25 protein-coding genes are annotated in these 26,998 nt (G+C 57.9%); 11 read left to right on the forward strand and 14 right to left on the reverse strand.

Going from position 1 to position 26,998, the window contains the following annotated elements; genetic code table 11:
• Positions 1–174: 174 nt before the first annotated feature.
• Positions 175–837 (forward strand): uracil-DNA glycosylase, encoded by a 663-nt coding sequence (locus tag ACWGXE_RS14425; protein WP_447598557.1) that lies wholly within the window; start codon positions 175–177, stop codon positions 835–837.
• A 63-nt stretch (positions 838–900) separates the two neighbouring features.
• Here ACWGXE_RS14425 and ACWGXE_RS14430 read toward each other — a convergent pair whose 3' ends face one another.
• The 4 genes from ACWGXE_RS14430 to tldD all read right to left on the reverse strand — a co-directional run bounded on the left by ACWGXE_RS14430 (position 901) and on the right by tldD (position 5,129).
• The gene (locus ACWGXE_RS14430; RefSeq protein WP_447598558.1) at positions 901–1,362 is read right to left on the reverse strand and encodes a hypothetical protein; all 462 of its coding nucleotides are present in this window, start codon (positions 1,360–1,362) and stop codon (positions 901–903) included.
• 106 nt (positions 1,363–1,468) lie between these two features.
• A complete protein-coding gene (locus tag ACWGXE_RS14435) occupies positions 1,469–2,173 on the reverse strand; it encodes a dienelactone hydrolase family protein (protein WP_447598559.1) in 705 nt (234 codons plus the stop codon).
• Positions 2,174–2,323: 150 nt separating this feature from the next.
• Complete coding sequence (locus ACWGXE_RS14440; RefSeq protein ID WP_447598560.1) at positions 2,324–3,724, reverse strand: TldD/PmbA family protein; 1,401 nt, start codon at positions 3,722–3,724, stop codon at positions 2,324–2,326.
• Complete coding sequence (tldD, locus tag ACWGXE_RS14445) at positions 3,693–5,129, reverse strand: metalloprotease TldD (protein ID WP_447598561.1); 1,437 nt, start codon at positions 5,127–5,129, stop codon at positions 3,693–3,695. Before tldD ends, ACWGXE_RS14440 begins: the two co-directional genes overlap by 32 nt.
• 200 nt (positions 5,130–5,329) lie before the next feature.
• Here tldD and ACWGXE_RS14450 point away from each other — a divergent pair, with 200 nt between their 5' ends.
• The 6 genes from ACWGXE_RS14450 (at position 5,330) to ACWGXE_RS14475 (ending at position 13,869) form a co-directional block, all read left to right on the forward strand.
• Positions 5,330–6,115 carry an isoprenyl transferase gene (locus ACWGXE_RS14450; RefSeq protein ID WP_447598562.1) on the forward strand — a complete coding sequence of 262 codons (786 nt, stop codon included), beginning with the start codon at positions 5,330–5,332 and terminating at the stop codon, positions 6,113–6,115.
• An 8-nt stretch (positions 6,116–6,123) separates the two neighbouring features.
• Positions 6,124–6,999, forward strand: coding sequence for a phosphatidate cytidylyltransferase (locus ACWGXE_RS14455; protein ID WP_447598563.1), 876 nt, complete (start codon positions 6,124–6,126; stop codon positions 6,997–6,999).
• 35 nt (positions 7,000–7,034) lie between these two features.
• Entirely contained in the window at positions 7,035–8,195 is a 1,161-nt protein-coding gene (locus tag ACWGXE_RS14460; RefSeq protein WP_447598564.1) for a 1-deoxy-D-xylulose-5-phosphate reductoisomerase, read from the forward strand.
• A 24-nt stretch (positions 8,196–8,219) separates the two neighbouring features.
• Positions 8,220–9,611 carry an RIP metalloprotease RseP gene (gene rseP, locus ACWGXE_RS14465; protein ID WP_447598565.1) on the forward strand — a complete coding sequence of 464 codons (1,392 nt, stop codon included), beginning with the start codon at positions 8,220–8,222 and terminating at the stop codon, positions 9,609–9,611.
• A 6-nt stretch (positions 9,612–9,617) separates the two neighbouring features.
• Entirely contained in the window at positions 9,618–11,336 is a 1,719-nt protein-coding gene (locus tag ACWGXE_RS14470; protein WP_447598566.1) for a proline--tRNA ligase, read from the forward strand.
• Positions 11,337–11,556: 220 nt separating this feature from the next.
• Positions 11,557–13,869 carry a GspE/PulE family protein gene (locus ACWGXE_RS14475; protein ID WP_447598568.1) on the forward strand — a complete coding sequence of 771 codons (2,313 nt, stop codon included), beginning with the start codon at positions 11,557–11,559 and terminating at the stop codon, positions 13,867–13,869.
• Between the two features lie 49 nt (positions 13,870–13,918).
• Here ACWGXE_RS14475 and ACWGXE_RS14480 read toward each other — a convergent pair whose 3' ends face one another.
• The 7 genes from ACWGXE_RS14480 to ACWGXE_RS14510 form a co-directional block, all read right to left on the reverse strand.
• Positions 13,919–14,875: a tetratricopeptide repeat protein gene (locus tag ACWGXE_RS14480; protein ID WP_447598569.1), complete on the reverse strand. Its 957-nt coding sequence runs from the start codon at positions 14,873–14,875 to the stop codon at positions 13,919–13,921.
• Positions 14,872–15,858, reverse strand: coding sequence for an MlaD family protein (locus ACWGXE_RS14485; RefSeq protein ID WP_447598570.1), 987 nt, complete (start codon positions 15,856–15,858; stop codon positions 14,872–14,874). The genes ACWGXE_RS14480 and ACWGXE_RS14485 overlap by 4 nt, the downstream gene beginning before the upstream one ends.
• 14 nt (positions 15,859–15,872) lie before the next feature.
• Entirely contained in the window at positions 15,873–16,604 is a 732-nt protein-coding gene (locus ACWGXE_RS14490) for an ATP-binding cassette domain-containing protein (RefSeq protein ID WP_447598571.1), read from the reverse strand.
• A complete protein-coding gene (locus tag ACWGXE_RS14495; RefSeq protein ID WP_447598572.1) occupies positions 16,601–17,380 on the reverse strand; it encodes an ABC transporter permease in 780 nt (259 codons plus the stop codon). Before ACWGXE_RS14495 ends, ACWGXE_RS14490 begins: the two co-directional genes overlap by 4 nt.
• Before the next feature lie 193 nt (positions 17,381–17,573).
• The gene (locus tag ACWGXE_RS14500) at positions 17,574–17,903 is read right to left on the reverse strand and encodes a PilZ domain-containing protein (RefSeq protein WP_447598573.1); all 330 of its coding nucleotides are present in this window, start codon (positions 17,901–17,903) and stop codon (positions 17,574–17,576) included.
• A 49-nt stretch (positions 17,904–17,952) separates the two neighbouring features.
• Positions 17,953–18,333, reverse strand: coding sequence for a PilZ domain-containing protein (locus tag ACWGXE_RS14505; protein WP_447598574.1), 381 nt, complete (start codon positions 18,331–18,333; stop codon positions 17,953–17,955).
• Between the two features lie 180 nt (positions 18,334–18,513).
• Entirely contained in the window at positions 18,514–19,632 is a 1,119-nt protein-coding gene (locus ACWGXE_RS14510; RefSeq protein ID WP_447598575.1) for a hypothetical protein, read from the reverse strand.
• A 134-nt stretch (positions 19,633–19,766) separates the two neighbouring features.
• Between ACWGXE_RS14510 and ACWGXE_RS14515 the strand changes: the two genes are divergently transcribed.
• Positions 19,767–21,389, forward strand: a complete 1,623-nt coding sequence (locus tag ACWGXE_RS14515; protein ID WP_447598576.1) for a tetratricopeptide repeat protein — start codon at positions 19,767–19,769, stop codon at positions 21,387–21,389.
• Positions 21,390–21,456: 67 nt separating this feature from the next.
• On the opposite strand, the gene ACWGXE_RS14520 is transcribed toward ACWGXE_RS14515, so the two are convergent.
• Together ACWGXE_RS14520 and lpxL are read right to left on the reverse strand one after the other, a co-directional pair.
• Positions 21,457–21,828 carry a PilZ domain-containing protein gene (locus ACWGXE_RS14520; protein WP_447598578.1) on the reverse strand — a complete coding sequence of 124 codons (372 nt, stop codon included), beginning with the start codon at positions 21,826–21,828 and terminating at the stop codon, positions 21,457–21,459.
• Positions 21,829–21,929: 101 nt separating this feature from the next.
• Positions 21,930–22,895: an LpxL/LpxP family Kdo(2)-lipid IV(A) lauroyl/palmitoleoyl acyltransferase gene (lpxL, locus tag ACWGXE_RS14525; RefSeq protein ID WP_447598579.1), complete on the reverse strand. Its 966-nt coding sequence runs from the start codon at positions 22,893–22,895 to the stop codon at positions 21,930–21,932.
• A 140-nt stretch (positions 22,896–23,035) separates the two neighbouring features.
• Here lpxL and ACWGXE_RS14530 point away from each other — a divergent pair, with 140 nt between their 5' ends.
• Both ACWGXE_RS14530 and ACWGXE_RS14535 read left to right on the forward strand, forming a co-directional pair.
• Complete coding sequence (locus ACWGXE_RS14530) at positions 23,036–23,584, forward strand: hypothetical protein (RefSeq protein WP_447598580.1); 549 nt, start codon at positions 23,036–23,038, stop codon at positions 23,582–23,584.
• Between the two features lie 163 nt (positions 23,585–23,747).
• A complete protein-coding gene (locus tag ACWGXE_RS14535; RefSeq protein WP_447598581.1) occupies positions 23,748–24,215 on the forward strand; it encodes a DUF3015 family protein in 468 nt (155 codons plus the stop codon).
• 88 nt (positions 24,216–24,303) lie between these two features.
• Here ACWGXE_RS14535 and ACWGXE_RS14540 read toward each other — a convergent pair whose 3' ends face one another.
• Complete coding sequence (locus ACWGXE_RS14540; protein WP_447598582.1) at positions 24,304–24,891, reverse strand: hemerythrin domain-containing protein; 588 nt, start codon at positions 24,889–24,891, stop codon at positions 24,304–24,306.
• 305 nt (positions 24,892–25,196) lie between these two features.
• Between ACWGXE_RS14540 and ACWGXE_RS14545 the strand changes: the two genes are divergently transcribed.
• A complete protein-coding gene (locus ACWGXE_RS14545) occupies positions 25,197–26,936 on the forward strand; it encodes an ABC-F family ATP-binding cassette domain-containing protein (RefSeq protein ID WP_447598583.1) in 1,740 nt (579 codons plus the stop codon).
• The last annotated feature ends 62 nt before the right edge of the window (positions 26,937–26,998 follow it).

The following is a 26,998-nucleotide window of genomic DNA, read 5'->3' on the forward strand; positions in this document are numbered from 1 at the left end:
GTCTCGCAAGGCGCATTCACCGAACGCCGTAGCGCGGGCACCCCGCTTTCATATCGATAAGATTTTTCTGGTTCCGGCGATCGGGACCGGTTCACACGGAAGTTTCGATGAATCGATCGTTGACAATGGAGCCGGTCGAGCCTAAGATGCCGTCCAATTTTTATCGGCATGGTCATGATGCCAACTTCTCTCACGCCGCTTCAGGAACTCGCCCAATCTCTCCACGATTGTGATCGGTGTAAATTATCGCGACTCGGGCGCAAACAAGTCGTGTTTGGAGTTGGGAACCCGCAAGCCTCCGTCATGTTCGTTGGGGAAGCCCCCGGATTCCATGAGGACCAGCAAGGGGAACCTTTTGTCGGCGCAGCCGGGAAGTTATTGAATGATTTGCTGCAATCAGCTGGACTCTCCCGGTCGGATATCTACATCGCGAATGTCATTAAATGTCGTCCACCCAATAATCGGGATCCGGAACCGGATGAAGTGGAGACCTGCAAGCCCTTTCTCTTGCGACAGATCGCTCAGATACGACCGAAATTGGTTTGTTCCCTCGGCAACTGGGCAACCCAGACCCTATTGGAGCGTAAGGTCGGCATCACAAAGGTTCGTGGGCAAGTCTTCAATCTAAAGGAATTCGCTTTATTCCCGCTCCTCCACCCGGCGGCGGCGCTCCACCAAGGTGGCATGTTGGAGCCGCTTCGGCAGGATTTCAAGAAACTCAGGGAATACCTGGATCGCCAGACCGCGATTGAGATGACTCAGGCAGTAGCCGTCAGGCATCCGGCACCCAGCCAGCCTTCCGCCACGCCTGCGCAAATGGATCTGTTTGCCTTTTGACGTGTGACGAAATCAGAAGCGAGGAACGAACTCTTCGGCGAGTCTCTTCTTCGTAGAGTTCGATTATACGTTATTCTTGTCCTGTAGTCCGTTGACCGGCTGGCTTCTTTCTTCGCTCTGGTGATCGCTTTCCGAACTTTCCTCTTCTTCCGGCTCTTCAAACCACGCAACCAACAGGTCTTCCCACCAAGCTTGATCGATCTCCGGACCCGGATCGGTGCCGAGTATGGAGACATCATCCTTTGTAACCCCGGCTCCGACCACGTTGGGCTGAAACTTGGCCCGTTCAATCACTTCCTTGGTGGCAAACCCTCCGACAATCCATGAATCGGGGTCCGCTCGGCGGGACTTATAGGCTTTCAACCCCATCTTTAAATACATAAATATCTGTCGTTGGCGTTCGTCCCCGACCCCGCTTTGGGGCAGGCTGAGGATTTTTTCGATCTGTTTTCGCCAGCGTCGGTCATCGTAGCGTGAAGTGATCAATTGAAGCATCTTCGTGCCAAGGTCCGCATCAAGTGCCATAGTCTCTGTGGCTCCTATCTCTCTTCATCTTCCGTGATCGAAACCGGGGCAAGGCCACCGCTTCAGCGTGTCTCATCCGGTTGGGCGGTCCGCGGGCCGCTGCGCCTTATGTCATGTGCTGCCGGAAAAAGGCCAAGGTGCGATTCCAAGCATCTCTCGCTTCAGCCGGTTTATACACGCTGGGATCGGTGTCCCGGAAAAAGGCGTGGCCGGCACCCGAATAGGTCTTGATTTCTCCCGGCTTGTTGTATTTCTTCAAGGCCGCCGCCAATCGCTGCACATCAGCCTTTGGAACAAACCCATCTTCTTCTCCATAGAAATACAGGACCGGACAGGCGAGGTTCTGAATCGGAGTGTCCGGATTCGGCACCCATCCGTAGAACGGCGCCGCAGCTTTAATACTTGGATTGATACAAGGAAGCATCAAGGCATATGAGCCGCCCATGCAAAATCCCGTGACCCCGATTTTCCCGGCCTCCACGCCGGGCAGCGTCTTTAGATACGTCACCGTGGCGTTCAAGTCTTTAAGGCCGTCCTCCTGCCTCAACTTGTTCATCAATTGGGCAGCTTCCGAGGAATCCGTGGCCACCCTATTGCCCAATCGCGAGTACAGGTCGGGCGCAATGGCCACATACCCCTCTCGGGCAAATCGTTGCGCCACGTCCTTGATCAGGTCGGTCAATCCCCACCACTCCTGAATGACAATGACGGCCGGCCGTTTCTCCTTCCCCGGCGGAGCTACCAAGTAAGCCTTGACCGTCGTGTTCTCGCTCGAATACTGGACCATCTCCCCGTTCAGTTCCTCAGCCATCGTATCACCTCTTAGAGGCCATGGAGATCGATCAATCAGCCGGTAGACAGGGGACCCTACGCGCGGCAGTCGCTCACATTAGCGCATCGACCCGGGTCAGAAGCGCGCAGAGTTGACGACCATGGAACCGGGGACGTTTTCAGGATCCTGCTAATTCCCCGCAATCGTCATCTCGGCAAGCTGAATAGTCGGACTGGCGATGCGGCCCCGAAAGACGAGATCGTTGCCCAGCGCCTCAATACCGGCGAACATCTGCTTGAGATTGCCGGCGATCGTAATCTCTTCAACCGGATAGGCTAATTCACCGTTCTCGATCCAAAACCCCGCAGCGCCGCGCGAATAATCGCCCGTGACCATATTGATGCCGAACCCTATCAAATCGGTCACGTAGAGTCCGCGCGTGATTGAGCCGATGATGGCTTCCGGCGTCGCCGTACCGGGCACCATGTAGAAATTGGTCGGGCCGACGGAGGGGCTATCACCGACGCTGCGTGCCGCATTGCCCGTTGAAGCCAACCCGAGCTTGCGACCGGAATAGGTATCGAGCAAATAACTGGAGAGGATTCCCCGCTCCACCACTGTGGTCTTTCGCGTGGCCAAGCCCTCGCCGTCAAACGGGCGCGACCCCAGTCCACCAGACATGCGCCCATCGTCGCAGATCGTCACGAAATCAGGGGCGAGCCGCTGCCCCAGCTTGTCGAGCAAAAATGAAGCACGCTTGTAAAGGGTATAACCCGACACCGCGCTGCACAGATTGCCCAGCAAACTCCCCGCCACTTCCGGATCGAACACCACCGGAGCCGTACACGTGGCGACTTTACGGGCCTTCAACTTCCTGATCGTGCGGCGCGCCGCCTCTTGGCCGATTGATTCCGGTTCTTCGAGCCTTGCAAATTTCCGTTGCACGCCATACCAGGAATCGCGCTGCATGGCGCCGCTGTCGGGATCCGAGGCGATGGGAGAGACGGACAACGAAAAGCTGCTGCTGGAATAATGTCCGATAAAACCGTGACTATTCCCGAGAATGACCCGTCCGGACGACGAATCACAGTCCGCCCCCTCGGAATTGGTGATGCGGGGATCGGACTCGAACGCCGCCCGCTCCGCACGCCGCGCCAGCTCGATTTGGTGATCCGTCTCCAGCCTTGTAGAATCGTAGATGTCCAATTCCGGCCGGTCCACCGCCATCTGGTCCCGATCGGGCAAACCGGACACCCCATCCTCGACCACCGCCTTGGCCAAGGCACAGGTCTCCTCGACGAATTGCTTCAACGCGGATTGGGCGAAATCGGAGGTGGAAGCGCTGGCCGACCGTTTGCCGAAAAATACACGCAGCCCCAGTCGTTTCTCCCTCGCCTTGGTGAGCCGATCTACGGCGCCCATGCGCACTTGGACCGACAGGGTCTCCCCGTTCGCGACGATCACGTCGGCTTCATCCGCTCCGCATTGCTTCGCCCGCGCGAGGAGATCCTGAGCAAGATTAATATAGGAGGAATCTTCGCTGGTCACCAGCATACTGTCACGCCTGAGTCCCGCCGACGGTGATTTCATCGATTCGGATCGTGGGCAATCCGACGCCGACCGGAACCGATTGTCCTTCTTTTCCACACGTCCCGATTCCTTCATCCAATTTGAGGTCATGCCCGACCATGGAGACCTTGGTCAGAATCTCCGGACCGTTGCCGATCAGGGTCGCACCTTTCACCGGCCGCGTGACGTGCCCATCTTCGATCAGATAGGCCTCGCTGGCGGAGAACACGAATTTCCCATTCGTGATATCCACCTGCCCGCCGCCGAACGAGACGGCGAAGAGACCTCGCTTGACCGACCGGATAATGTCCGCAGGATCCGATTCCCCCGCCAGCATGAACGTATTGGTCATTCGAGGCAGCACCACGCTCTGATAACTCTCCCGCCTGCCGTTGCCGGTGAGCGGGATTCCCATCAACCGCGCGTTCAACTTGTCAGTGATGTAGGCGCGCAGGATGCCTTGTTCAATCAGGACCGTCCTGCCGGTCGCGGTCCCTTCATCATCCATATTCAGAGAGCCCCGCCGAAACGGAAGTGTCCCGTCATCCACGATAGTGCAGACATCCGAGGCCACTCTCTTGCCCAGCAGGTTCGAAAAGGCGGAGGTCTTCTTTCGATTGAAATCCGCTTCAAGTCCGTGCCCGATTGCCTCGTGCAGCAAAATGCCCGGCCAACCGCCTCCCAACACGACCGGCATGATACCGGCAGGCGCATCCACGGCGCTCAGATTCAAGACGGCTTCCCGCGCCGCCTGCCGCGCGAAATGCAGATAGCGGGCATTCTCTTGAAAATACTCCAACCCGGCCCGGCCCCCGCCGCCGAAGGTCCCGATTTGCCGATTGCCGTTTTCTTCTGCAATGCACGTGACTTGCAAGCGGGAAAGCGGCTGCACGTCGCTGACGACCCGCCCGTCGGATGTCGCGACGACGACGATCTTGTATTCGGTATTAAAGGAAGCCATGACATTTTTGATACGCGGATCATACCGCCGCGCTTCGGCATCAATCGCATTCAGCAGAGCAACCCGCTCGGGCGTCGGGACCTCGATTTGCCGGCGTTCATGCGGATAGAGATCACGCGGCGGGCCCGACCGATGGGTGACCGAAATCAGCGCCTCCCCCTGGGGCGAGCTGGCGATGTACCGAGCGGTATCCGCGGCGATTTCCAAATCCCGCTTAGTCAATTCATCGGAGTAGGCGAATCCAGTCTTTTCACCGGCGATGGCGCGAACCCCCACCCCTTGGCCGACATTCTTGGTCGCCCGCTTGACCAGCCCTTCTTCCATGGAAACCGAATCGGTCTGGCAATATTCGAAGTAGAGGTCGGCGTAATCCACATCCCGGACCTTGACCCGTCCAAGCGCGCGCGCCACTTCCGCTTCTGAAAGACCAAACTGTGCCAATGCGCCCGTTTCCTGCAACGACATAGGATCCTTTTTCGATGATCAATACGGCGGATGCGAAAACCGAGTATAACGCATTCAATTCTCGCCGCGCAATGCGCTGAGCGCTCAACCCGCGGCAATACAAAGGAAAAAACAGGAAAGGTGTTTGACTTTTCGAGACCCCGTCAGTAGACTGGCCTCACCTTCCGAAGATTTCTGCGAAAGGGTAGTGAATCCGGTCCATGACGCATTCTCGATCGAGCGAAGCTGAGCATTCCTCAGACTCCGATCTCCTATCAAAACTAGATGCGGATCTCCTCCCCAAGCACCTGGCGGTCATTATGGACGGCAATGGACGATGGGCGGAACTGCGGGGACTTCCCCGGATCGCCGGCCACCAGGAAGGCATCAAGTCGGTTCGCGAACTGATTTCACTGTGCCTGGAATTGGGCATCAAAGTCCTCACGATCTATGCCTTCTCCCAGGAAAATTGGAACCGGCCTCCGCAAGAAATCAGCGCCCTTATGGGCCTGCTGGAGCACTATCTCTCCACCGAACGTTCGAGCCTCATCGAACAAGGGGTCCGATTCAAGGCCATCGGCCGAGTTGACTCCCTGCCGCCGACGGCGTTGCAATGGGTACGGACGACCGAACAGGAGACGGCACATCTTGATCGATTGATTCTCGCCGTGGCGCTCAGCTATGGGGGAAGGGCTGAAATCGTCGACGCCGCCCGACGGCTCGCTCAGCGCGCGAAAGAAGGTACACTGTATCCCGAACAGATCGACGAAACGTCCCTCCAGCAGGCGCTCTACACGCATGATCTCCCCGATCCCGATCTCCTGATCCGTACCAGCGGAGAGGCGCGGATCAGTAATTTTCTGCTGTGGCAACTCGCTTATACGGAATTGTACTTCACGCCCACCCTGTGGCCGGATTTTCGCAAACGCGAAACACTCATGGCCTTGCTCGAATACCAGCGTCGTGAACGGCGATTCGGCCGAGTCTTCACGACCGTCTCGTCGTAAGTCACATTGTGAAACCGGGAGCCTTCGGATGCCGCGTTGCGGAGACAGAGCCCGGCGGGACAACGTCCGGCAGCCGGGAGGCGGTGCGCCGTGTCCTAGCGACCCTGTTGTTTGCACCGCTCTTTTATGTCCTGGTCCGCTATCTCCCTCCGGTCGCCTTCTTTGGTTTGGTAACCGCAGCCGCATTGCTGGCCGTGGGAGAATTCTACCGGCTGTTCTTCTCCGAGCCGCGATGGCCTCTTGGGATGGGAGTCGGATGCACGGCCACGGCCATGCTCTTATCCAGCATGCAATGGCCCGATCTCCTGTCCGATCGGCTGGTCCTGCTACTCACCATGCTGACCGCCGCCTGCTTGCCGTTGATTGCCCGTCTCGATTTACACCGCGCCGTACTGCAGAGCGCCATCTTAGTCGCAGGCGTCATCTACGTCGGCCTGACATTGAGCTGTTTGCTTCTGACGCGCGCGCTGCCTCACGGAGAATTCCTGGTATTTTTTGTCATTTTGGTGACATGGGCAGGCGATACCGGAGCATATATCTCGGGGAAAACGTTGGGACGTCATGCGCTGGCCCCCAGCATCAGCCCGAAAAAAACCGTGGAGGGACTGATCGGCGGAGCGGTCTTGGCGTTGCTCGTCGCCCTCGCGTCACGCCTCTGGTTCCTTCCTTTGCTGACGTTGACGGATGCCGTTATCCTGGCCATTCTGCTGACAGCGGCCGGTTTGCTGGGGGATCTGGCAGAATCCGCCATCAAACGCAGCGTCCATCAAAAGGACTCTGGCTCATTGATTCCCGGACATGGAGGAATGTTGGACCGTCTTGATAGTCTCTTGTTCACGGGCCCTTGCTTCTACTACTATGTCGTTCTCCTCAAAGGAAGTTGAATCGAACACGTATTAGCTCTATTGTAAGGATTGCAATGAAATCCATCGTCATTCTTGGCTCCACCGGCTCCATCGGTTCCAACACCTTGGATATTGTCGAGCGTTTTCCGGAGGAGTTTGCCGTCGCGGGACTCACGGCCGGGTCGAACGATGAGAAGCTCGAAGAGCAGATCCGCAAGTACCGGCCTCGCATGGCCGCGCTATCCGATCACGCTGCGGCGGACAAGCTGCGCCGGCGGTGCGCCGGCCTGGGCGTCGAGGTCCTCGGCGGGCAGGAAGGCATTGCCGAGGTGGCGAGAGCCTCCACAGCCGATTTGGTTATTTCAGCCATTGTCGGGGCGGCCGGGTTGGTGCCCACCCTCTCGGCGATCAAATCAGGGAAAACCATCGCCTTGGCCAACAAGGAACCGATGGTCATGGCCGGCAAACTGATGCAGGACGAAGCCCGTCAGCGGGGCATCGCAATTCTTCCGGTTGACAGCGAACATAGCGCCGTCTTCCAGTCGCTGGTCGGCCATCGCCGCAACGATGTCCAACGCATCATTCTGACGGCGTCAGGAGGGCCCTTGTGGGACTTTCCCGCGGCGCAACTCCGCGATGTCACTCCCGAACGGGCCCTCCAGCATCCAAACTGGAAAATGGGAGCGAAGATTACGATCGATTCTGCCTCGCTGATGAACAAAGGCCTCGAAGTGATTGAGGCCCGATGGCTCTTTGATGTGCCCGAGCAGCGCATCGAAGTGCTGATTCACCGCGAAAGCATCATTCACTCTCTGGTAGAATATAATGATCGATCGGTAATCGCCCAGCTCGGGCTTCCCGATATGCGGACACCGATTTCTTATGCGATGCGATATCCGGAACGAATGCCACTCGATCTCCCGTCGCTCGATTTGGCCGAAATCGGCCGGCTGACCTTCTTCAAGCCGGATCACGATCGATTTCCTTGTCTCCAACTCGGGTACGAGGCGCTCGTGATCGGAGGCACCATGCCGGCAACGATGAATGCCGCCAACGAAATCGCGGTTGACGCCTTTCTTCACGGAGGGATCAGGTTCGTCGATATTCCAGACATCATTCGCTCCACGATGGATGCCCATCTTCCTAGGCAGATCGACAGCCTCGAAGTCGCATTGGAAGCCGATCGATCCGCGCGCGTAAAAGCCGAGTCTTTGGTCCATGCACTGGCTCGCTAATCAGCCGCACAAGGAGTACATACTGTGTTCAACGCGTTGACTTGGTCTCCCGATTCAGTCTGGCTGCTCCTTCAAAAAGCCTGGTGGTTCCTGATCGTCCTCGGCGTCCTCGTGGCCTTTCATGAACTGGGCCACTTCCTGGCCGCGCGATGGGTCGGTGTCAAGGTGCTGAAATTTTCTTTGGGCTTCGGTCCGAAGCTCTTTGGCCGGCAGGTCGGTGAAACCGAATACCTCTTATCCGCCGTTCCGTTGGGCGGCTATGTGAAGTTGTACGGTGAAGACGAACAAGAAGCCTCGAGTCCGGAGGACCAACGACGCTCATTCGCCCATCAATCGCTCTGGGGCAAGACGCTGATCGTTGCGGCCGGGCCGGGATTCAACTTCATTTTGGCGTATTTGATTTTTACCGGCTGGCTCGCCACCGGCTCGCCTCTCTTCGTGCCGACCTTTCGTGATTTGAGCCCGGATGTGGAAGCCCTCATGGCCAATTCGCCGGCGGAGAAGGCCGGATTGAAGGTTGGCGATCGAATCATCCGGGTGAATGAAAAAGATATCTCCACCAAGACAGAACTTCTCGATACCGTCGAGAAAAGCCGAGGCAAGCAGCTGACCCTGGACCTCAAGCGAAACGGGCAGATCAAAACGGTCCTTATCACGCCGGCGCCGCTTCCCGGCCAGAATCCGGCCGCCAAGGAGGTCGCTTATTACCTGGGCGTAGAAGAGCCGCCGCCTGTGGTGACGGCGGTTTTGAACGGCTCACCGGCCGCACACGGCGGCATCAAGGAAGCGGATCGCGTCGTCGCCATTGAGGACAAGCCGATTCAAACATGGTCGGAAATGACGACGATCGTGAAGGAAAGCGCTAATCGGCCGCTTCGATTTTCGGTGTTGCGCGACGGCTCTCCGATAGTCCTCACCATCACCCCCGCTTCCGATCATGCCGTCGTGAACGGCAAGTCCATCGAGGTCGGAAAAATCGGCATTTCGGGTCCAGGCCGCTCACTGGTCAAAGCGTCGAGCCCTCTGTTTTCTCTGTATCACGGATTGGAGGCCACATGGGGCTGGACTGAACTGACGGCCGTCGGCATTTACAAAATGATTGTGGGCGATATTTCCAGCAAGAATATCGGCGGGCCTTTGACGATTGCCAATATCTCAGGAGAAGCTGCGTCTCAAGGCGCATCCAGCGTGGTGTTCCTCATCGCCATCCTCAGTATCAATTTGGGCGTGCTGAATCTGTTGCCGATTCCGATTCTCGACGGCGGGCATCTCTTTTTCTTTCTCATCGAGGCGATCCTCCGAAAGCCGCTGGGAGAGCGGCAACGGGAGCTGGCGCAACAGGTCGGGCTGGTCTTGCTGGTCGGCATCATGATCTTTGCGTTTTGGAATGACCTTGAGCGATTGTTTTCCCGTTAGCCCGGCATGCGCACCTCCCAAATCCTCATTCCCACGCTGCGCGAAGATCCCGGAGAAGCCGAAACGGTCAGCCACAGGCTGATGCTTCGGGCCGGGATGATCCGCAAAGTCGCGGCCGGCATCTACACCTATCTTCCGCTCGGCCTGCGCGTGATCCGCAAGATCGAACAAATCGTACGCGAGGAGATGAACCGGGCCGGCGCCCAGGAGCTCTTAATGCCCATCGCCTCGCCGGCGGAACTCTGGCGGGAGACCGGACGGTGGGATTATTACGGGAAAGAATTATTCCGGCTCAAGGATCGCCACGATCGCGATTTCTGCCTGGGACCGACGCACGAAGAGGTCATTACCGACCTGTTTCGCCGGGAGGTCCGTTCCTACCGGCAACTTCCGTTGAACTTTTATCAGATCCAAACCAAATTCCGCGATGAAATCCGTCCCCGCTTCGGCCTGATGCGGGGACGCGAGTTCATTATGAAGGACGCCTATAGTTTTGACGCGGACGAGGCGGGAGCCAGAATCAGCTACCAGAAAATGTACGACGCGTACAATCACATTTTCTCGCGGTGCGGTTTGACCTTTCGTCCGGTCGAGGCGGACACCGGCCTGATCGGTGGAAGCTCATCCCATGAATTCATGGTGTTGGCGGACACGGGCGAGGAGACCGTCGTCTACAGTGAAACCGGCAGCTACGCCGCCAATGTGGAGCGCGCCGAGGTGGCTGCTCCGACCGAAATTGACCAATCCCCCATGCGTCCGATCGGCACGGTCACTACGCCAGACCGTCGAACGGTGGAGGACGTGACGGAGTTTTTGAAGATCAGCCCTCGCCGGCTCGTTAAGACCCTCCTCTATACGACCGACCGCGAAGACGTGGCGGTGTTGGTCCGCGGCGATCACGAGGTCAACGAGATCAAGATGAAGCGACTGCTCCACACCACCGACTTGGTGCTAGCCGGTCCTGAAAAACTTCAGGCGCTGACCGGAGCCCCTGTCGGCTTTGCCGGACCAGTGGGGCTAAAAGGGATCAGAATTATCGCGGATCAGGCCGTGAGGCCTATGCGCAATTTCGTGGTCGGCGCCAACAAGGCGGACACTCACTTTATCGATGCCAATATCGACCGGGATTTCAGCGTCGACCACTTCGGTGATCTTCGCAACGCCAAAGCAGGCGATCTCTCACCCCGCGGCGACGGAACCTTGCGGGTTGCCAAAGGCATTGAAGTGGGCCATGTGTTCATGTTGGGAACCAAGTATAGCCAGGCCATGTCTGCGACATTCCTCGATGCGCAGGGCCGCGAGCAACAGGCGGTCATGGGCTGTTACGGCATCGGAATCGGCCGGACAGCAGCCGCATCGATTGAACAAAACCACGATACGAAAGGCATTATCTGGCCGCTTCCCATCGCTCCATTTCATGTTCAGCTTATCCCGCTCGGCCAGTCCCAGCAGGTGTTGGAGCTGGCAGGCCGACTATATGATTCCCTCGGCGCGGCCGGCATCGAAGTCCTCTGGGATGATCGCGATGAACGGGCCGGTGTGAAGTTTAACGACGCTGATCTGATCGGCGCCCCGCTTCATCTGGTCCTCGGCGACAAGGGCCTTGCCCAAGGTGTGGTGGAGTTGAAAGCGCGGAAAACCGGGCAGACCACTCGTCTGGATCCGAACGAGGCGGTCGCGGCGATTCGGGAAGTCCTCGGATTGGCTCCCCAGCATTCTTCGTAGCGTTCTCCTCTCATTTACTCATGCTTGATGCTTGCCTCCCGATTCGATCGGCGGCGGAAAGCATACCGGTAAAAGCCGCTCAGAAACGGAGTTTTCCTTGCCTTGCCCGCCTCTTGCGCTAGACTGATCCCTGAGCGGCAGTCCAATTGCAACGAACCCGAGCCCGCTCCCCTTTTCACATCCATGCTGCTATCGGCCCTTACCTTCATGGAGAGTCGGCATGCTCGTCAAGACGACCGGATCTAGCCTACCCGATTCCCAACAAAAGGCGGAATTCGCCGAGCATGTCAAGCGGATCAAAAATCAGATCCAAACGGCCAGCGACATCGATCAGATTCTCCTCGACCTCCACCGGGATATCCTGAGTTTGTTCGACGCGGAAGATCTGACGCTATTCGCCGTCGATACGGAAAAAAAGGAAATCTTTTCAAAAGTTCCACACCTGGATACGGTCCAAGAGGTCCGCATCCCGATCACCGAGCAGAGCCTCGCCGGCTTCTGCGCCAAATATCTGCGTCCCGTGAACATTGCCGATGCCTACAGCCAGGTCGAATTGAGCGCCGTGCATCCGTCCTTGCTTCATGACACCGCGTATGACAAAAAGACGGGCTTCAAGACCAAGCAGGTGCTGACCTACCCGATCGTCGCCGACAACAAATATCTCATGGGTGTGATTCAGCTACTCAATAAGAAGAGCGGGGGCCGGTTCACCCGCAAAGACGAAGAATCGGTTGCTGAAATCGCCAAGGCGCTCGGTACGGCCTTCCACAATCTCCGCAAAACATCGAAAAAAGCCCCTTCAAAGTTCGACTATCTCGTGTCCAATCAGAAGATCCTGCAGCAGGATCTGGACAATGCGGTGGCGGAATCCCGGAAAGGCGTCACGGATCTCGAGAGCCTTCTCATTGAAAAGTACAAAGTCGTCAAGGCCGATTTGGGGAAATCACTGGCCCAATACCACAAGTGCCCCTACATCGAGTTCAGTGATCGCACGATAGTCGATATCGAGCTCCTCAAGAATCTCAACATCGACTACCTCAAGAAAAATCATTGGATGCCGCTGAAACGCGATCGATCCGCCATCGAGATCCTGACCGACGACCCAGGCGATCTCGACCGGGTGCAGGATATCAAACGGACGTTTCCCGGGTTGAACATTCGGTTCGCCGTGAGCCTCCGAAAGGATATCGCCCAATTTCTCGCCGCCTCAACCGGCCAGCCGGAAGCGACGGCCAAACTCAACGAGAACGTCTCTGATATTCTCGGCGATTTGGTGAACGAGTCCCAGTTGGAGGCGCAGGAAGAGGCCGCAAGCGCGGGCCTCGATGAAAACGACAGCGCCATCGTCCGGCTCGCCAACCAGATTATCGCGGACGCCTTCCGGCAAGGCAGCTCCGACATCCATATCGAGCCCTATGGCGAAAAGCGCGATACGCTCGTGCGGTTTCGAGTCGACGGCAATTGTTTCGAGTACATGAAGATCCCGTCCAGTTACCGGCGCGCCATCGTGTCCCGGCTCAAGATCATGGCCAGCCTGGACATCGCCGAGCGGCGAAAGCCGCAGGACGGCAAGATCAAGTTCAAGCTCGGAGAAAACAAGGAGATCGAACTGCGGGTCGCGACGATTCCGACCGCGGGCTATAACGAAGACGTGGTCATGCGGATTCTGGCGGCAAGCGAGCCGTTGCCGCTCGACAAAATGGGTTTTTCCGACCGTAACCTCCGCGAGCTTCAGAATATTGCGGACAAGCCATACGGCATCATCCTATGCGTGGGACCGACCGGTTCCGGCAAGACAACCACGCTCCATTCGGTCCTCGGATCAATCAATACGCCGGACATCAAAATCTGGACCGCCGAAGACCCGGTCGAGATCACCCAATACGGACTTCGGCAGGTTCAGGTCCATGCGAAGATCGGCTTTACCTTCGCCGCCGCGATGCGGGCGTTTTTGCGGGCGGACCCCGACGTCATCATGGTCGGCGAAATGCGGGACAAGGAAACCGCCGATACCGGTATTGAAGCGTCACTCACGGGTCACTTGGTCCTGAGCACGCTTCATACCAACAGCGCAGTTGAGACCGTGACCCGCTTGCTGGATATGGGATGCGACTCATTCAGTTTTGCCGATGCCATGTTGGGGGTCCTCGCGCAACGGCTGGCGCGGCGGATTTGCAAGGACTGCAAAGAAGCCTATCCTGGCTCGCAGGAAGAGTACGATGAGCTGCGAATGGGGTACGGGCCCGAATACTGGGACAAATTGGGCGTCAGGTTCGACGGCAATTTCCGACTCTATCGCGGAAAAGGCTGTGACGCATGCAATCGCACCGGCCTGAAGGGCCGGGTAGCGCTCCACGAACTGCTGCTCGGGACCGATCGCATGAAGCGGCTTATTCAAGCCAAGGCCAAAACGGAAGAGATGCTCGCGTTGGCGCTCAGCGAAGGCATGACGACCCTGGTGCAGGACGGAATCGACAAGGTGCTGAAAGGACAAACGACGTATAAGGAGGTCAAAGCCGTCGCCATCAAATAAACGCCATCGTCGCGCGGGACGCTGAGTTTCCTCGCGTGCGGCCGTCGATTTACCGGAGGGCCGGCCTACTTTTCTGGGACATCAACTCGGACTCGTAACGTTCCACTTCATCGAGCCTGTTTAACTTCCTGGCCAGTTCCACCGCTTTCGATAACGCTTCCAGCGCCCGATTGCCGTCCCCCTGAGCGGCATAGCTCCGATAAGCTCGGTCCATATACCGGAGCCCGGCTTCGGTAAATCCGCGCCGGACCGCCACACGCCCGAGGCTCGCAAGATCTGCCGCGATGCCTCGTCGATTCTCGACTTGTTTGTCCAATTCCAACGCGCGCGCGAACTCCCGATCGGCCTGTGCAAAGTCTTCCTGCGCCTCCGCAAGCAGGCCGAGATTGACATGGTTGCTCGCTTCGGCCTCCCCATGGCCCAATTCCCGGTTCATTTCGCTCGCCTGGCGATAGGCCTCTCGTGCCGCTTCGACGTCGCCCTTCCTCTGGCGCATCAGCCCCAGATTGTTCAATAAGACCGCCTGCGCTCCGCGATCCCGCTGTTGCCGGGCCAATGTCATGGCTCGGCCATACAAGGATTCGGCCGCCTCTGTGTGACCTGCACGATCTTCCACTGCCGCTAAGGCACCGAGACTCGCCATGATACGGTTTGTGTCTCCAAGCTGTTCCGCCAGATCGAGCCCTCGGCGATGCAACAGGATGGATTGAGAAACCAAGCCGTCATCCAACGCCAAGCCGCCCAGGTCATGAAAAATATCGGCCAGCGCCGGCCTGTCGTCGATGCTCTCGGCGACCACCTTAGCCTGCTCGAAAGATTGCCGCGCTCGGGCTCGATTTCCCTCGACGCGCCATCGACTCCCTTGCTCCTGAAGAGCGTCGACTTGAAGCGACAGGGCTCCTCTCTGAGGCGTAGGCGGGATTGAAGATGGGCCGGCGCAGCCCACGGTCAGGAATCCGGACAGACACGTCGCCAGGGCGATGGCTATGAAGGTCGTGCGGTTCACCGATCAGGACGGTCGGCGCGGAGGCTGTCCAGCGCCAGTCCGTGGGCAACCGCCGGGGAGGGGCCAGCATTCTGAACAAACCGATTGAACGGAAACGTATTCTTCGCCCCGCGAAGCAACAGAGACACATCCGCCAATGCCTGGTGCGCCGTCCGGACCGCTGGAAGCAATTCTTGATTCATCTCACTCACCGACGCCGTGAGGGTCTTCACGCTGTGCAAGACATCCTCCGTCGAATCAATGATGATTGGGAGTTTCATTGTAGCCTGCTGGACATCGACCGTCACGCGGTCCATCACGCCGAGCGTCCGCTTCACCGATCCGGTCATGTCCGGTAGCGACGCCGCGGTCCCTTCAACGGACGCGACGGTCCGCTGAACAGAGGCCATCAGCGCGGGCAGATCGCGCGTGGCCACGGCGACCTGTTCCAGGGCATGTCCGCCCGTCTTCACGGTATTCTGCAGATCCTGCGTAATCGTATCCACTCGGAGCAAGGTTTGTTTGACGGCGGCCAAGACCGGTTGAATCTCATTGATCATCTCTCCGATGTCCTTGGGCTCAACGACTTTCATGGTGTCGCCGTCCCGAAGGGCCGCGCTGTGTGCCGTCCCCCCCGCGATGTCCACCTGTGTCTGCCCCACCACAATGCCGCTCTTGGTCAGAGACAGTTCGGAGTTCTCCTTCACCATATTCTGATGCCGCAGCAACAGGCGCAGGATCACATCAACGGTCCCCCGCTCATTGAGATCCACCCGCTCCACCCGACCAATCCGGATGCCGGACACGACGACCGGAGCACCGGGCTCGAGGCCGTACGATTTGCTCAGGCTGGCTTTCAAGGTATACTTCCGCTCGAACACATGTTCCGTTTTCGCCATGAAGACGCCGGCCATGATTAACACAAAGAGCGGCACAAGAATAAAGGTCCCCACAATCTGGGCGATTCGATTCGCAGGCAATTGATGGGAATAATGCATCTTCATCGCATTCCCCTACCTTAGATGAGATACGTTTTCATAGAGGCGCAGGCTTCCTGACGAACGGCTTCACGCGGCCCGACGGCCTCGAGCCGGCCTCCACGCAGCAGCGCCACCCGATCCGCCCGATCCAGCATCACGGACGGCGTGCGCAGCGTGGCTACAACGGTCACGGCGCGCTTACGCCGGCATTGGTCGAGAGAGAGAGCGAGCAGCGACAGCATGTCTGCGTCGAGACCCCCGGCCGCATCGTCCAAGAGCAGCATATCCGGCTCCAAGATCATGGCTCGCGCAATCGCCGCGCAACGCGCTTCTCCGAGCGTCAGCTGAGCCGGAAATCGATTGCGCACTCCGGCCAATCGGAACGCCTCCAGCTCGGCCATGACGGCGGCATGGCGCTCCGTTTCTCTGACCGCGCTTCGATGGTACCGCAACGGAAGCGCGATATTATTGTAAACCGTCATATTGTTCAGCAGCCCTGGCTGTTGGAGAACCGTCCCGATGCGGAGGCGCATCGCGGTCCGCTCCACACCGCATAATGAGCTCCAATCGGACCCGAAGACGATGACACGGCCGCTTTCCGGATGTAGGAGCCCCGCGCATAATTCCACCAACAGGCTTTTTCCGGACCTGCTCGGTCCCATCACCAGTAGAAGTTCACCGACCGGTACTCGGAGGTCAATTGAGAATGTCCGTCCATTCCCTTCCATCTCACCGCTTACCTGATCCAGTACAAGAGCTTCATCCTTCATAGATACACCGGAATGGTCAGACAAACGTCAAGCAGGAGGCAGAGGACCAAAGAATTGATCATGGCCTTGGTGGTTTGTTGGGGAACTTCCGTGAAGGACGATCGAACGGACAGCCCGTGATGGCAGCAGACGGAGGCCACCGCCGCACCGAACATCGTTCCCTTGATCGCGGTCAACAACACGTCGGTAAAACTCAGGGCATGCAGGATGCCGTCGGCGAACGCATAAAAAGGCACCGCCAGTTGCACATTGGCGACCAAGTATCCTCCCAGAATGGCCACCAGGTCGAAATAGAGCGTGAGGCAGATCATGGACACGATCATGCCCGCCATGCGGGGCATCACGACAAAGCGACTGACGGGAATGCCCATGAGCCGCAAAGCGACCATTTCCCGATTGACGGACATATTGCCCAATTCAGTAGCGATGGCGGTTCCCGATCGTCCAATGACGACGAAGGCCGTAAGCAACGGGCCGAGTTCCCGAACCACTACCACGACAATGATGGTGCCCACGAGTCCGCCCGCGCCCAGCCGAGGCAACTGCGTCCCTGCTTGCGTAATAATAAGAATGCCGAGCAACAATGCGATCACGCTGGTGACCGGCAGCGCATCGACGCCCGTGAATAGAATCTGCCGTCCGATGACCCCAAACGATTCGCGCCGCCCGTGATGCTCCGGCGTCACGAAATCCAGAAAGGCTTGAGAAGAGAGCGTGGCAAGAGAGGCAAGATAGCCGTATCCGGCGATGGCTCGTTCCCCGATCCAACCGATCATGCCGTGGCTCGACCCATGCGCTGCGTCCGATCCTTCGCACCCGGTTCCGCCCTACACCGTCGAGACTGTGTGCGAAATTGTAGGAGAATGGTCGATGCAAAGCAACGCGCCGGCAGCGATTACAATACGAAGGGCGAGACTGAATCGGGACCGGACACGGCCGATAAGCCTCGATCATGGATAGGATTCGACGTCACCGTCTTTTCTTCTTCATGATCAGTTGTTGGATCCGATGTAGATGCGGCGGACGGATTGCAATGAATTCCATGCCGCATTCACAGCCTCGCACCCAACGCACGAGGGCTTCCTCAACCCTGACCGGCCACGTATGCTCGTCCGGCAAGAAAAGGGACAGCTTCAGTTTTCGGCCCACCTGCAGAGGTTCCATTGACCTCGCCATGCAGCCCGTGGAAGACAAATCCAGAAGCTGAGCCTCTCCCTCAAAATCATCCTCCCCGAAAAAGAAGAGGCGGCAGGTCAAACCGACTCGCCGTGCTTTCCGATCTTCTTTAGTCAGCGACATCGCCCCACCTCTCCCGGCCGGCAAGGCAGGCCCTTGTGTTTTCTCGAAGTCATGGCGTCGGCTTCGGTTGCTTCTCCATGTTTGCCAGAAACTCAAACAGTCGCGTGGACTCATTCGCGCCCATGGAGATGAATTCCAGGCCGAATGCAGCTCCCTTCACCCATCGCACGATGGCCAAGTCTACCGTGGTCGGCGTCTTCTGATCGGGTAACAGGAGAATCAACGACATCGCCTCAGATACCTTCACGGCGGCTTCGCTTTCGACCTTGCATCCCTTCGGGGAGAGATTCACGATAATTCCCTCCCCTTCGGCATCGCCGGCGACGGAAATAGACAGGGTGAATTGGGAAAACGAGAGCAGACAGGAGTCCGGAACGAACTGCCGCTCATGCCGACGCAATTCAATTCGATTACTGGCTGAGGATTCCATCACAGCCCCTTCTTATGAGACGCGAACCGAATAAACACTCCTTGACGTCTTCGTTGGTCTCACGGTTTACCATACACCCACTCCGCCGTCAGACCGAACAAATAATTATTAATTGACATGACGTGCGAGCGAAATAAGCTAGCAGGGGATACGTACGAAGATCCTGTTCTGGCCGCCTCTTCAGTTTTTGGCGTGCCCCTTTGCCTTTCCTTTGCTTCCTCCCAAATCTTGGAACACTTCACGCAGGAGAGATTGGCTGTTGATGCCGCCCGATTGGGTTGGAGTCAAGATGGATACAGTCGGCGTCTGAATAATCGGCACAGGCGCCGGCGGCGCCGCAGTTGTCGCTCCTCCACCGCTTACCAGGGGTCCGGCCGGCATTGCGGGCGCCAAAGAGGATGATGCAGTCGCCCCACCGCTTCCCGGAAAAGCGGCGATCGGAATGCCCAGGCTCGTGGAGACAATCGCTCCGCTCGTGTCCCTGGCCGGCCTATCCATTTCATTCCCCTCCCGAGACGGTTTGTTGATCCCCCGCTCGACCTCAAGAGCATGGTCCACATGAGTCCGCACCATGCGTTGAACCGCTGAGGAAGGCATCTGCTGATGGCCCGGAAGGAGAATCAACTTGCGGCCGTCGTTTACGGGTGACGGCCGAACCGCCTCACCTTGCGACATGGTTTGGAATTCATGTCCGACCTTCAGCAAAAAAGATTTCGCCCCAGCCGTGCGAGGCTCTATCTGCGCCTGTCCCTCGATCATGCGGAGCAGTTCGCCCGCTGTTGAAGCGGTTTTCCCCACGTGCGCGCTCTGCACCCGGCGGCCGATCTCCCCGGTCGGCGTAACTTTCGCTTCCAGAATCCCCCCTCTCAGCACCGCTCGGGCGGCAGGAGTCTGAATGGTTAGTGTATCGGTCGGATGTCCTTCGTTGTACGAATAGGCAATCTGAACTGCTCCGTCAAGGATATCCAATAGGGCCAGCCCATTTTTTGCCTCCCGCACGGCTATTCTGGTCCGTCCTTCCAAAGAAAACAGCGCCCGTCGCTCCCAGAGGATTTCCAACGTTCCGGTGGCGACAAACACCTCTTCTCCGACAGCCACGCGATCACCGATTCGCAGCTCACGAGAACCGCCTGGCGTGATGCCGGTGGCGAGGCCACTCAATCCCGTCACAATTCCGTAGGGATCCCCGGCATGGACGTCGGATCTGCCTTTCGATTCGGCGTGACCCAATTCCGGATTACTTAGGGTGGATAAGACACACAGGACGACGGGGAAAACGAGAAGGAGAGGTATACGCATAAAGCCTCCGACTAGCCACGTACCCGAGCCGATTCAACAGAACCTGCCGAAAATGGCTTTCTGCTTGGCTTCTCGGCGACGCGCCCTATGATAGGAGACGGTCTCAATATTATTCAAGAGTCCCGGGCAGAGCTTTGGGCACCTCTCCACTCCATTGGCCGGCCATTACCCTGATCGTGACCCTGTTCTATTGCGCCGGCGCTTATTCGGCATACGCCCAGCAGGCGGACGGCGATATTCTCGCGGCACAAGCCGCGCTGGCATACAACGAACAGCGTTACGAGGAGGCACTCGCGCTGCTGAAGAAAGCGCTGGCCTTCGACCCGCACAATCCACGGGCACTTTACTATCTCGGGCTCATACGTCTCGCCCAGGAGGAACCCGAACAGGCCATCGATCCGCTCACCACGCTGCATCGGCTTCGTCCGGCCGACCTCGACGTTTCCTATCAGCTCGGCTCAGCCAATTTCGCGGCCGGTCGTTATGAACAAGCCCGCCCTATACTGGAAGAACTGTTTCGGCGGCAACCGTCACGAGACAATCTGGGCTATTACGTCGGCTTTCTGCGATATCGCAACAAGGACTATGAGGGCGCCGCGGCGGCCTTCGCGGCCAATCAGTCCACCGACCAAACCATCAGACAACTGGCGCTCTTTTATCGAGGTCTCGCGCTTGGAACCCTCGGATTATCGGAACAGGCGCAGGCGGAACTGGAGTCCGCGCAACAGATCCAACCGATGTCCCCGATCACCGGCGCCTCAGTGAGGATTCAGGAGGCGCTTGGAACTGCGAAAAAGACGACGGATAGCAGGCGATTTCACGCCCAAGTCGGATTAGGAGGGTATTACGACGACAACGTCGCGGTGAACCCCAACTCCAGCCAAGATCCCATTGCTGAAGCCCTGCGATCCCGGCCGACTTCCTCGCCGGGCTTCCTGGCCACCATCCGCGCTGATTATGCCTGGTATCGTCACGGACCGATTGAATCGACCGCGACGTATTCGCTTTATCAGACCGTCAATACGAACCGGGGCGTGGGTGCGTTCAATATTCAAGACCACTTGGGCGGGCTTTCGGGTGTCTACCGGGGAGTCATCGGAACAATACCGTATGAAGTGGGAGGCCAGTATACCTACGATTATATGTTCCTCGATCTGAACGGCTTTCTATCTCGTCACAGCCTCACCTTTCCGATCGCGGTCGTCGCGCCAAATCTTTCGACGCCCGGCCTTGGCACTGTCGGCAATCTGACCACGCTCCTCTACCGCTATCAGGTGAAAGAGTTTTTCCGGGAACCGGCCAACACCGACGTCCGATTCGCGGCGGACTCACGCGACGCGTTCAACAACATGATCGGATTCCTGCATGTCTTTCGCTTCGCGCAGGACCGCTATCTGTTCAAATTGGGATATCAATACGACAACGAGGCGGCCGCCGGATCTGCGTTTACGTATACGGGCAATCGGCTGCAGATCGGGGGCGATCTGACGCTTCCCTGGCAGCAACTTTCCCTCCGGATGCAGTACGACATCCATTGGCGGGCTTATTCGCATCCGCAAGTATTGTTTGCCGATGAAGCCGGGAATCTGTCGCAGCGTTACGACATGGAACAGGATGTATTCGTCCAACTTTCAAAGCCTTTACCCTACAATCTCACCGCCGCCTTACAATATCTGCGCATCAGAAACGCGTCCAATATCCCGGTCTATGACTACACGAAGAATGTGGTGACCTTGCTGGTGACCTGGATCTATTGAGGTGCCTTGAAGCGGCATTCATCCCCGGAAGGACTGACGCGGCTTCTGCGTCCAGGCGTTGGGCGGGCTATTTGGCTTGCCGTCCGGCGATCGCAATGAACTTCCGAAGACGCATCTCCGCGACTGGCGAGAGATCCAAGAATTCAAGGCCGTAGGTCTGATCCCTTCCCCACCTGACCGCCACCTCTTCAACCGTCATGGGAGAAATCTGGTTGGGAAGACGCAGGCTGACCGACATGCGCTCACCCGGCTCAATCCCCGTCTCGCTCATGACTTTGGCTCCCTTGACCGACACATCGAACACCACGCCGAGCCCCTCATGATTACCGCGGATCCACTTCGTTAATCCGCGCCTCTGGAAAGAACAGGCAAACGGAGCGGGAATGCGAAGCCGAGGATGTTGGCGAAGGTCGAGCGGCTGCTGCGTCATAGCGTCCATACGTAGCCTCCCTTGCGCTTGCCCCACTGTACAATAGGACCGGCATTTCGAGAATACAATTATGCAACCGCGCAGATGCCTAAACTTGCAGATATACCTAGCTACCTTCTCTGACCTCTCTCTCCATAGAGCGGCGTGGCGCCGGCCGGCCTGCTTTTAAATCGCCGATGTTGCCACAGGTATTGTTCGGGGTGACGGCGAATCGCGGCTTCGATGAGTTCATTGACGCGGGCCGTATCAACCGTCAGATCACCGCTGGGATACCCTTCAAGCGCCGGTTCCACATGAATGTCATAGCCGGTCCGGTCGGCCCGCCTGAAATAGAAGCAGGGCACAACCGGCGCGCCGGTCAACTTAGCTAGACGCGCGGTGGCCGTCAATGAAGCAGCCGGCACGCCAAAAAAAGGAACGAAGACGCTTCGTTTTGTCCCGGCATCGATATCGGGGGCGTACCAGACGACTTCATTACGCCGCAACGCCCGGACAACGTTCCGCATGTCGCGATAGTGAATCATGTTGGGATAGTATGCCGCTCTGCGGCGATGGGCCACCGCCTCGATCACCCGGTCATTCTGCGGGCGAAAGATAATGGTGACCGGCTGTTCGAGCGCCATGAAGCGCCCAGCCAACTCGGCCGTATGCAGATGCGCGCTGCATAGTAGGACTCCGCGCCCGTTCTCGAGCGCCGCGCGGATATGGTCCAATCCTACGATGCGACAGGCGCAGCGCGCCCGCGGGTCATGAACCCACCAGGCTATGGAGGTTTCACAGAGGGCCATGCCGAGCGATTCAAAGCAGCGCTTGGCCAAGATCGCCCGCTCTCTCGCAGAGAGGTCGGGAAAGCAGGCGGCAAGATTAATATCGACGGTCTCGCGCCGTTTGTCGTGCATGAGCCGCAGTAACAGGCCCGCCCATCGACCCAGGATGCATTGCCAGCGGTAAGGCAACAGGGCCAGAGTCCGCATGCAGGCGACCCCGATCCAGGACGGCCAATAGAGCGGATGAAACAGATTCGCCGGTCGCTTCCTTTTCCGTTTCTTCTGCATCGAGGCGCGCGATTTGTACATAGGACTCCGGAAGAACACAAATGCCGCCATCCATACACCGCGCCCGGGCTGGTGACAAGCACGGAGGCGGGGATTATAATCCGTGAGACCCGCTTGCAGGACGTTAGAGTAACCGCCACATTTTTATCGCAGAGGCACTCATGGGACGGATACGATCATATAGTTTTGCAATGAGCGCTGTTGTGGGACTCGCCATGCTCGGCCTCTTCCCTCCCCAAGCCGAGCCGGTGCCGATGCAGGGGGACCCTAAGGGGTTCGAAGGAATTCCGTGGGGAGTCGCCTTTACGGAGTCGGACGACTTTAAGCTTGTAGAAAATGGCCGCAGGGTGAAAGGATATGAGCTCAAACAAGGTCCGTCGTCCTTCGGTCGGGCGCCAATCGATTCCATGCGGTTTGTCACCATCGACGGACAGTTCGGCCGGGTGACGATCCGCTATCACGGCCTGGAGGCCCACCAGCAAATTGTGGCTTTCCTTGAATCGAAACACGGTCCCCTCGATCGAACGCCGGGACAGATTGCGGGAAAGGCCGTCAAGCAAGGAAACTGGCGCGGCGAAGATACCGAAATCAATTTGACATTCGACAGCCGGACAGATCGCGGCATTATCTTTATCGAGAGCAGGTCGTTGGCGACGACATTCGCCGACGGTATGGCGGCAGAACCGGACCATCTGGGCGCCACATACTGAGCGGTCCTTCCGAAGGATTCCGCTTTCCCGCACCGGCCTCAATCTTATTTCTCGCTCTCGAGTTCAGGGTGTGAGCCAGGTCAAACTAGGGCGTTCCCTAGTACAGGCAATGAACCTTTCATTGAGATACTTCCGCTCATTCTGAAACCTTGGAGGGTTTACCATGCGCTATCGCCTATCTCTCGCTCATACGCTACTTCCTATCGGCTTTCTCTTCACTGCGTGCATTACGGACGCGACGACGGAACTCACTAAGGCTCCGTTCGACGCCACATCGGACATTTCGGGCGGTGTTAGCGCAGCCACATCAGAGTTCACGGAACCGACGAAAGAAGTGACGTCCAGCACGACGCCCGGAGCATGGTTTTCCGGGGACGGTCCGGTCAAGGCTGAGCACAAATTACGGGCGTTCACAGCCTACAGTTTCCAAAGTTTAAAAACCGATGTTGCGCAAGGACGCGGTGAATATCTCACATCGTTCGCCACTTTGCTGGAGATTCCTGAAGAGCGACGGGCGTCGTTTTTCGGCCATATGCAGCAACAGTATAGCGTTCTCTATGCCGAGCAGTTGACACCCGCTGAGTCGCTGAATCGGGTGTTGCTGAAGGCCAGCGCGTACGCGGCCGATTGACGGTGGTGAGCCGCACCTAGAAGCCACCCATGCCGGACTCGGCGAAGCAGCAATAGAAAGCGGCGGTGAGTTTAGTTCAGGAAGACTTTCAGCAGGTCGGACGTTTGGCCCGTTTTTTCGCCGTTCTTACGCGGGTCGATCGCGGCGGCATAGTCCGGCGACGCTCGCGTGTTGTGCCCGCATCGGTAGCGGGCCGCCCGTCCTCGACTCGCCGATTGAACATGGTCCGCCATGATGCTTTAGCACGCTCGATTTGTTTGCCCAGTGCGACAAGGTCCAGTTTTCCGGTTCGGGCACGGGCAAACAGTTCCGCTTCTTCTTCTTTGATATGGTGTGTTACATTTTCCGCCAGGACGCGGAACTTGGCGGCATACCGTTCACTGCCGGCGCCCACGTCCCGCAGTTCGGCGATCAACAGTTTCCTCACATGGTGCTCTTCCAGCGACTCGTCAAGGTTGGCCTTGGCATCAGGAGCATCCTCCAGTATTGCGGGATAAAACAGGTCCTCTTCCACCGCCGCATGCGCCTCCAATTCCATGAGGGCCTCTCCGACGATCGGCTGCTTCTCTCTGTCGGCAGCCGCCTCGAAATCACGAAACAGCGATTTCAGTTTTTCATGATCTTTGCGCAATAATTCCACGGCGCTGTCGTCCGGGCTCATGAATGGTAATACCATAGAGGTTCCTCTCCGCTGCTTTTGGTGTACGTTCGATCAGCTCTCAGATCAGGATACCCTCTCTCCGGTTCGGTGGGCACTGGCGCGTTCCCTAGGTGTCTCGGCGGAACAGGCTCTGGCTTCGCACACGAAGTAGCCCGTATACTCATTCCTCTCGGCCGGGCCGAATACAGTCACCACGGGTCAAACAGAACGGATAATGGATGGCGCGGACTATTCTGCTAAGTTGTGAATCGATCAGTAAAAGCTACGGTCCAAGGCCCCTCTTCACCGGGCTTTCTTTGGGGTTGAATGAAGGCGATCATATGGCAATTGTCGGACCGAACGGCTCAGGAAAGTCCACGCTGCTCAAGATCTTTGCCGGCATAGAATCCCCTGACAACGGCACCAGAACCGCGAGGCGACATCTGCGGATCGGCTACGTCGCACAAGACCCGATAGTGAATCAGACCCTGACGGTCGAAGATGAATTGTGTGAGGCCTTGCGCATGGCGGGGATGAACCCTCATGATCAGGCCGGCCGGCTCGCCAGAGCGTTGAGTATCGGTTGTTTCCGAGAGGCCGATCAGCCGGTCGCCGGCTTGTCCGGAGGATGGAGCAAGCGCCTGGCCATCATCAAGTCCTTGCTCCTGGAGCCGGATGTCCTGTTGATGGACGAGCCCACTAATCATCTGGATCTCGACGGCATCGTGTGGCTGGAATCATTGCTCAAGGCCCAAGCCAAAGCGTTTCTCGTGGTGAGCCATGACCGGCGCTTCCTCGAATCGATTGCATCGCGCATGGTGGAATTGAATCCGCGCTATCCCGGAGGCCTGTTCGAAGCCAAGGGACGCTACAGCGATTTTCTGGAGCAGCGGGAAGCCGCGCTACAGGTTCAGGCCGACTACCAGGCCTCGTTGGCCAATCGCGTCCGCCGCGAAGTCGAATGGTTGCGGCGGGGACCTAAGGCCCGCACGACCAAGGCGAAAGGCCGCGTGCAGGCGGCAGCCGCATTGATCGAGGAGGCGGCCCGCGGTAAGGCCCGGTCCGCCGCCTCCCGGGTCGACATCGATTTCTCTTCATCCGGCCGCAGGTCCAAGCAGCTGCTCGTCGCCACCGGTATCGGCAAATCGCTGGGGGGCAAGCCGGTGCTGACGGATTTGGATCTACGGTTGGGGCCGGGCCAGCGACTGGGAATATTGGGCCCCAATGGGAGCGGCAAGACGACACTGTTACGATTGCTGGCCGGGACGCTTGCTCACGATTCCGGCACGATCACTCGAGCGGAAGGATTACGTATCCTGTCATTCGAGCAGCATCGTGATTCGCTGGATCAATCGAGTACGCTGGCAAGCGCGTTGGCCCCGACCGGAGATGCCGTCATTTTTCGGGACCGCTCGATACATCTCGTGTCATGGGCCAAGCGGTTCCTCTTTCGCCCCGAACAACTTGATCTGCCCGTGTCCCGACTATCCGGCGGAGAGCAAGCTCGTTTATTGATCGCCCGCCTCATGTGCCAGCCCGCGGATCTGTTGATTCTCGATGAACCGACCAACGACCTCGATATTCCAACCTTGGACGTACTGGAAGAAAATCTCGTGGACTTTCCCGGCGCGGTCGTTCTGGTCACCCATGACCGGTGGCTGCTTGATCGACTCTCCACGGTCCTGTTAGCGCTGGACGGCCGCGGTGGGGCGGAGTGGTACGCCGATCTCGCGCAATGGGAGGCGGCTCAAAATCATAGCGCCTCTCCGTCTCATGATTTTACAAAACCATCTTCGGCATCGACCGCGACGGACAACCATCAGACCCGATTCTCACACAAACACAAGCTGTCGTATCACGAACAGCGTGAGTGGGATGCCATCGAAGAGAATATACTGAAAGCGGAAACGATGCTCGCTTCCTGTCAGACGAGCCTCGAAGATCCGGCCGTTGTCTGCAATGCCGCCGCGCTGCAAGAACGGCTTGGTGCAATGGAAACAGCTCGCGAAGAAGTCGAACGGTTGTACCGGCGCTGGGCCGAGCTTGAAAGCAAACAGGCAGGCGTTTCTTCATTGAGATAAAAATCGATACGCGCGTTCGACCACCCGGTCCGATTCCCAGCCCTCGCCAATTCTGCGGTATC

The organism is Nitrospira sp. Nam80 (assembly GCF_965152575.1).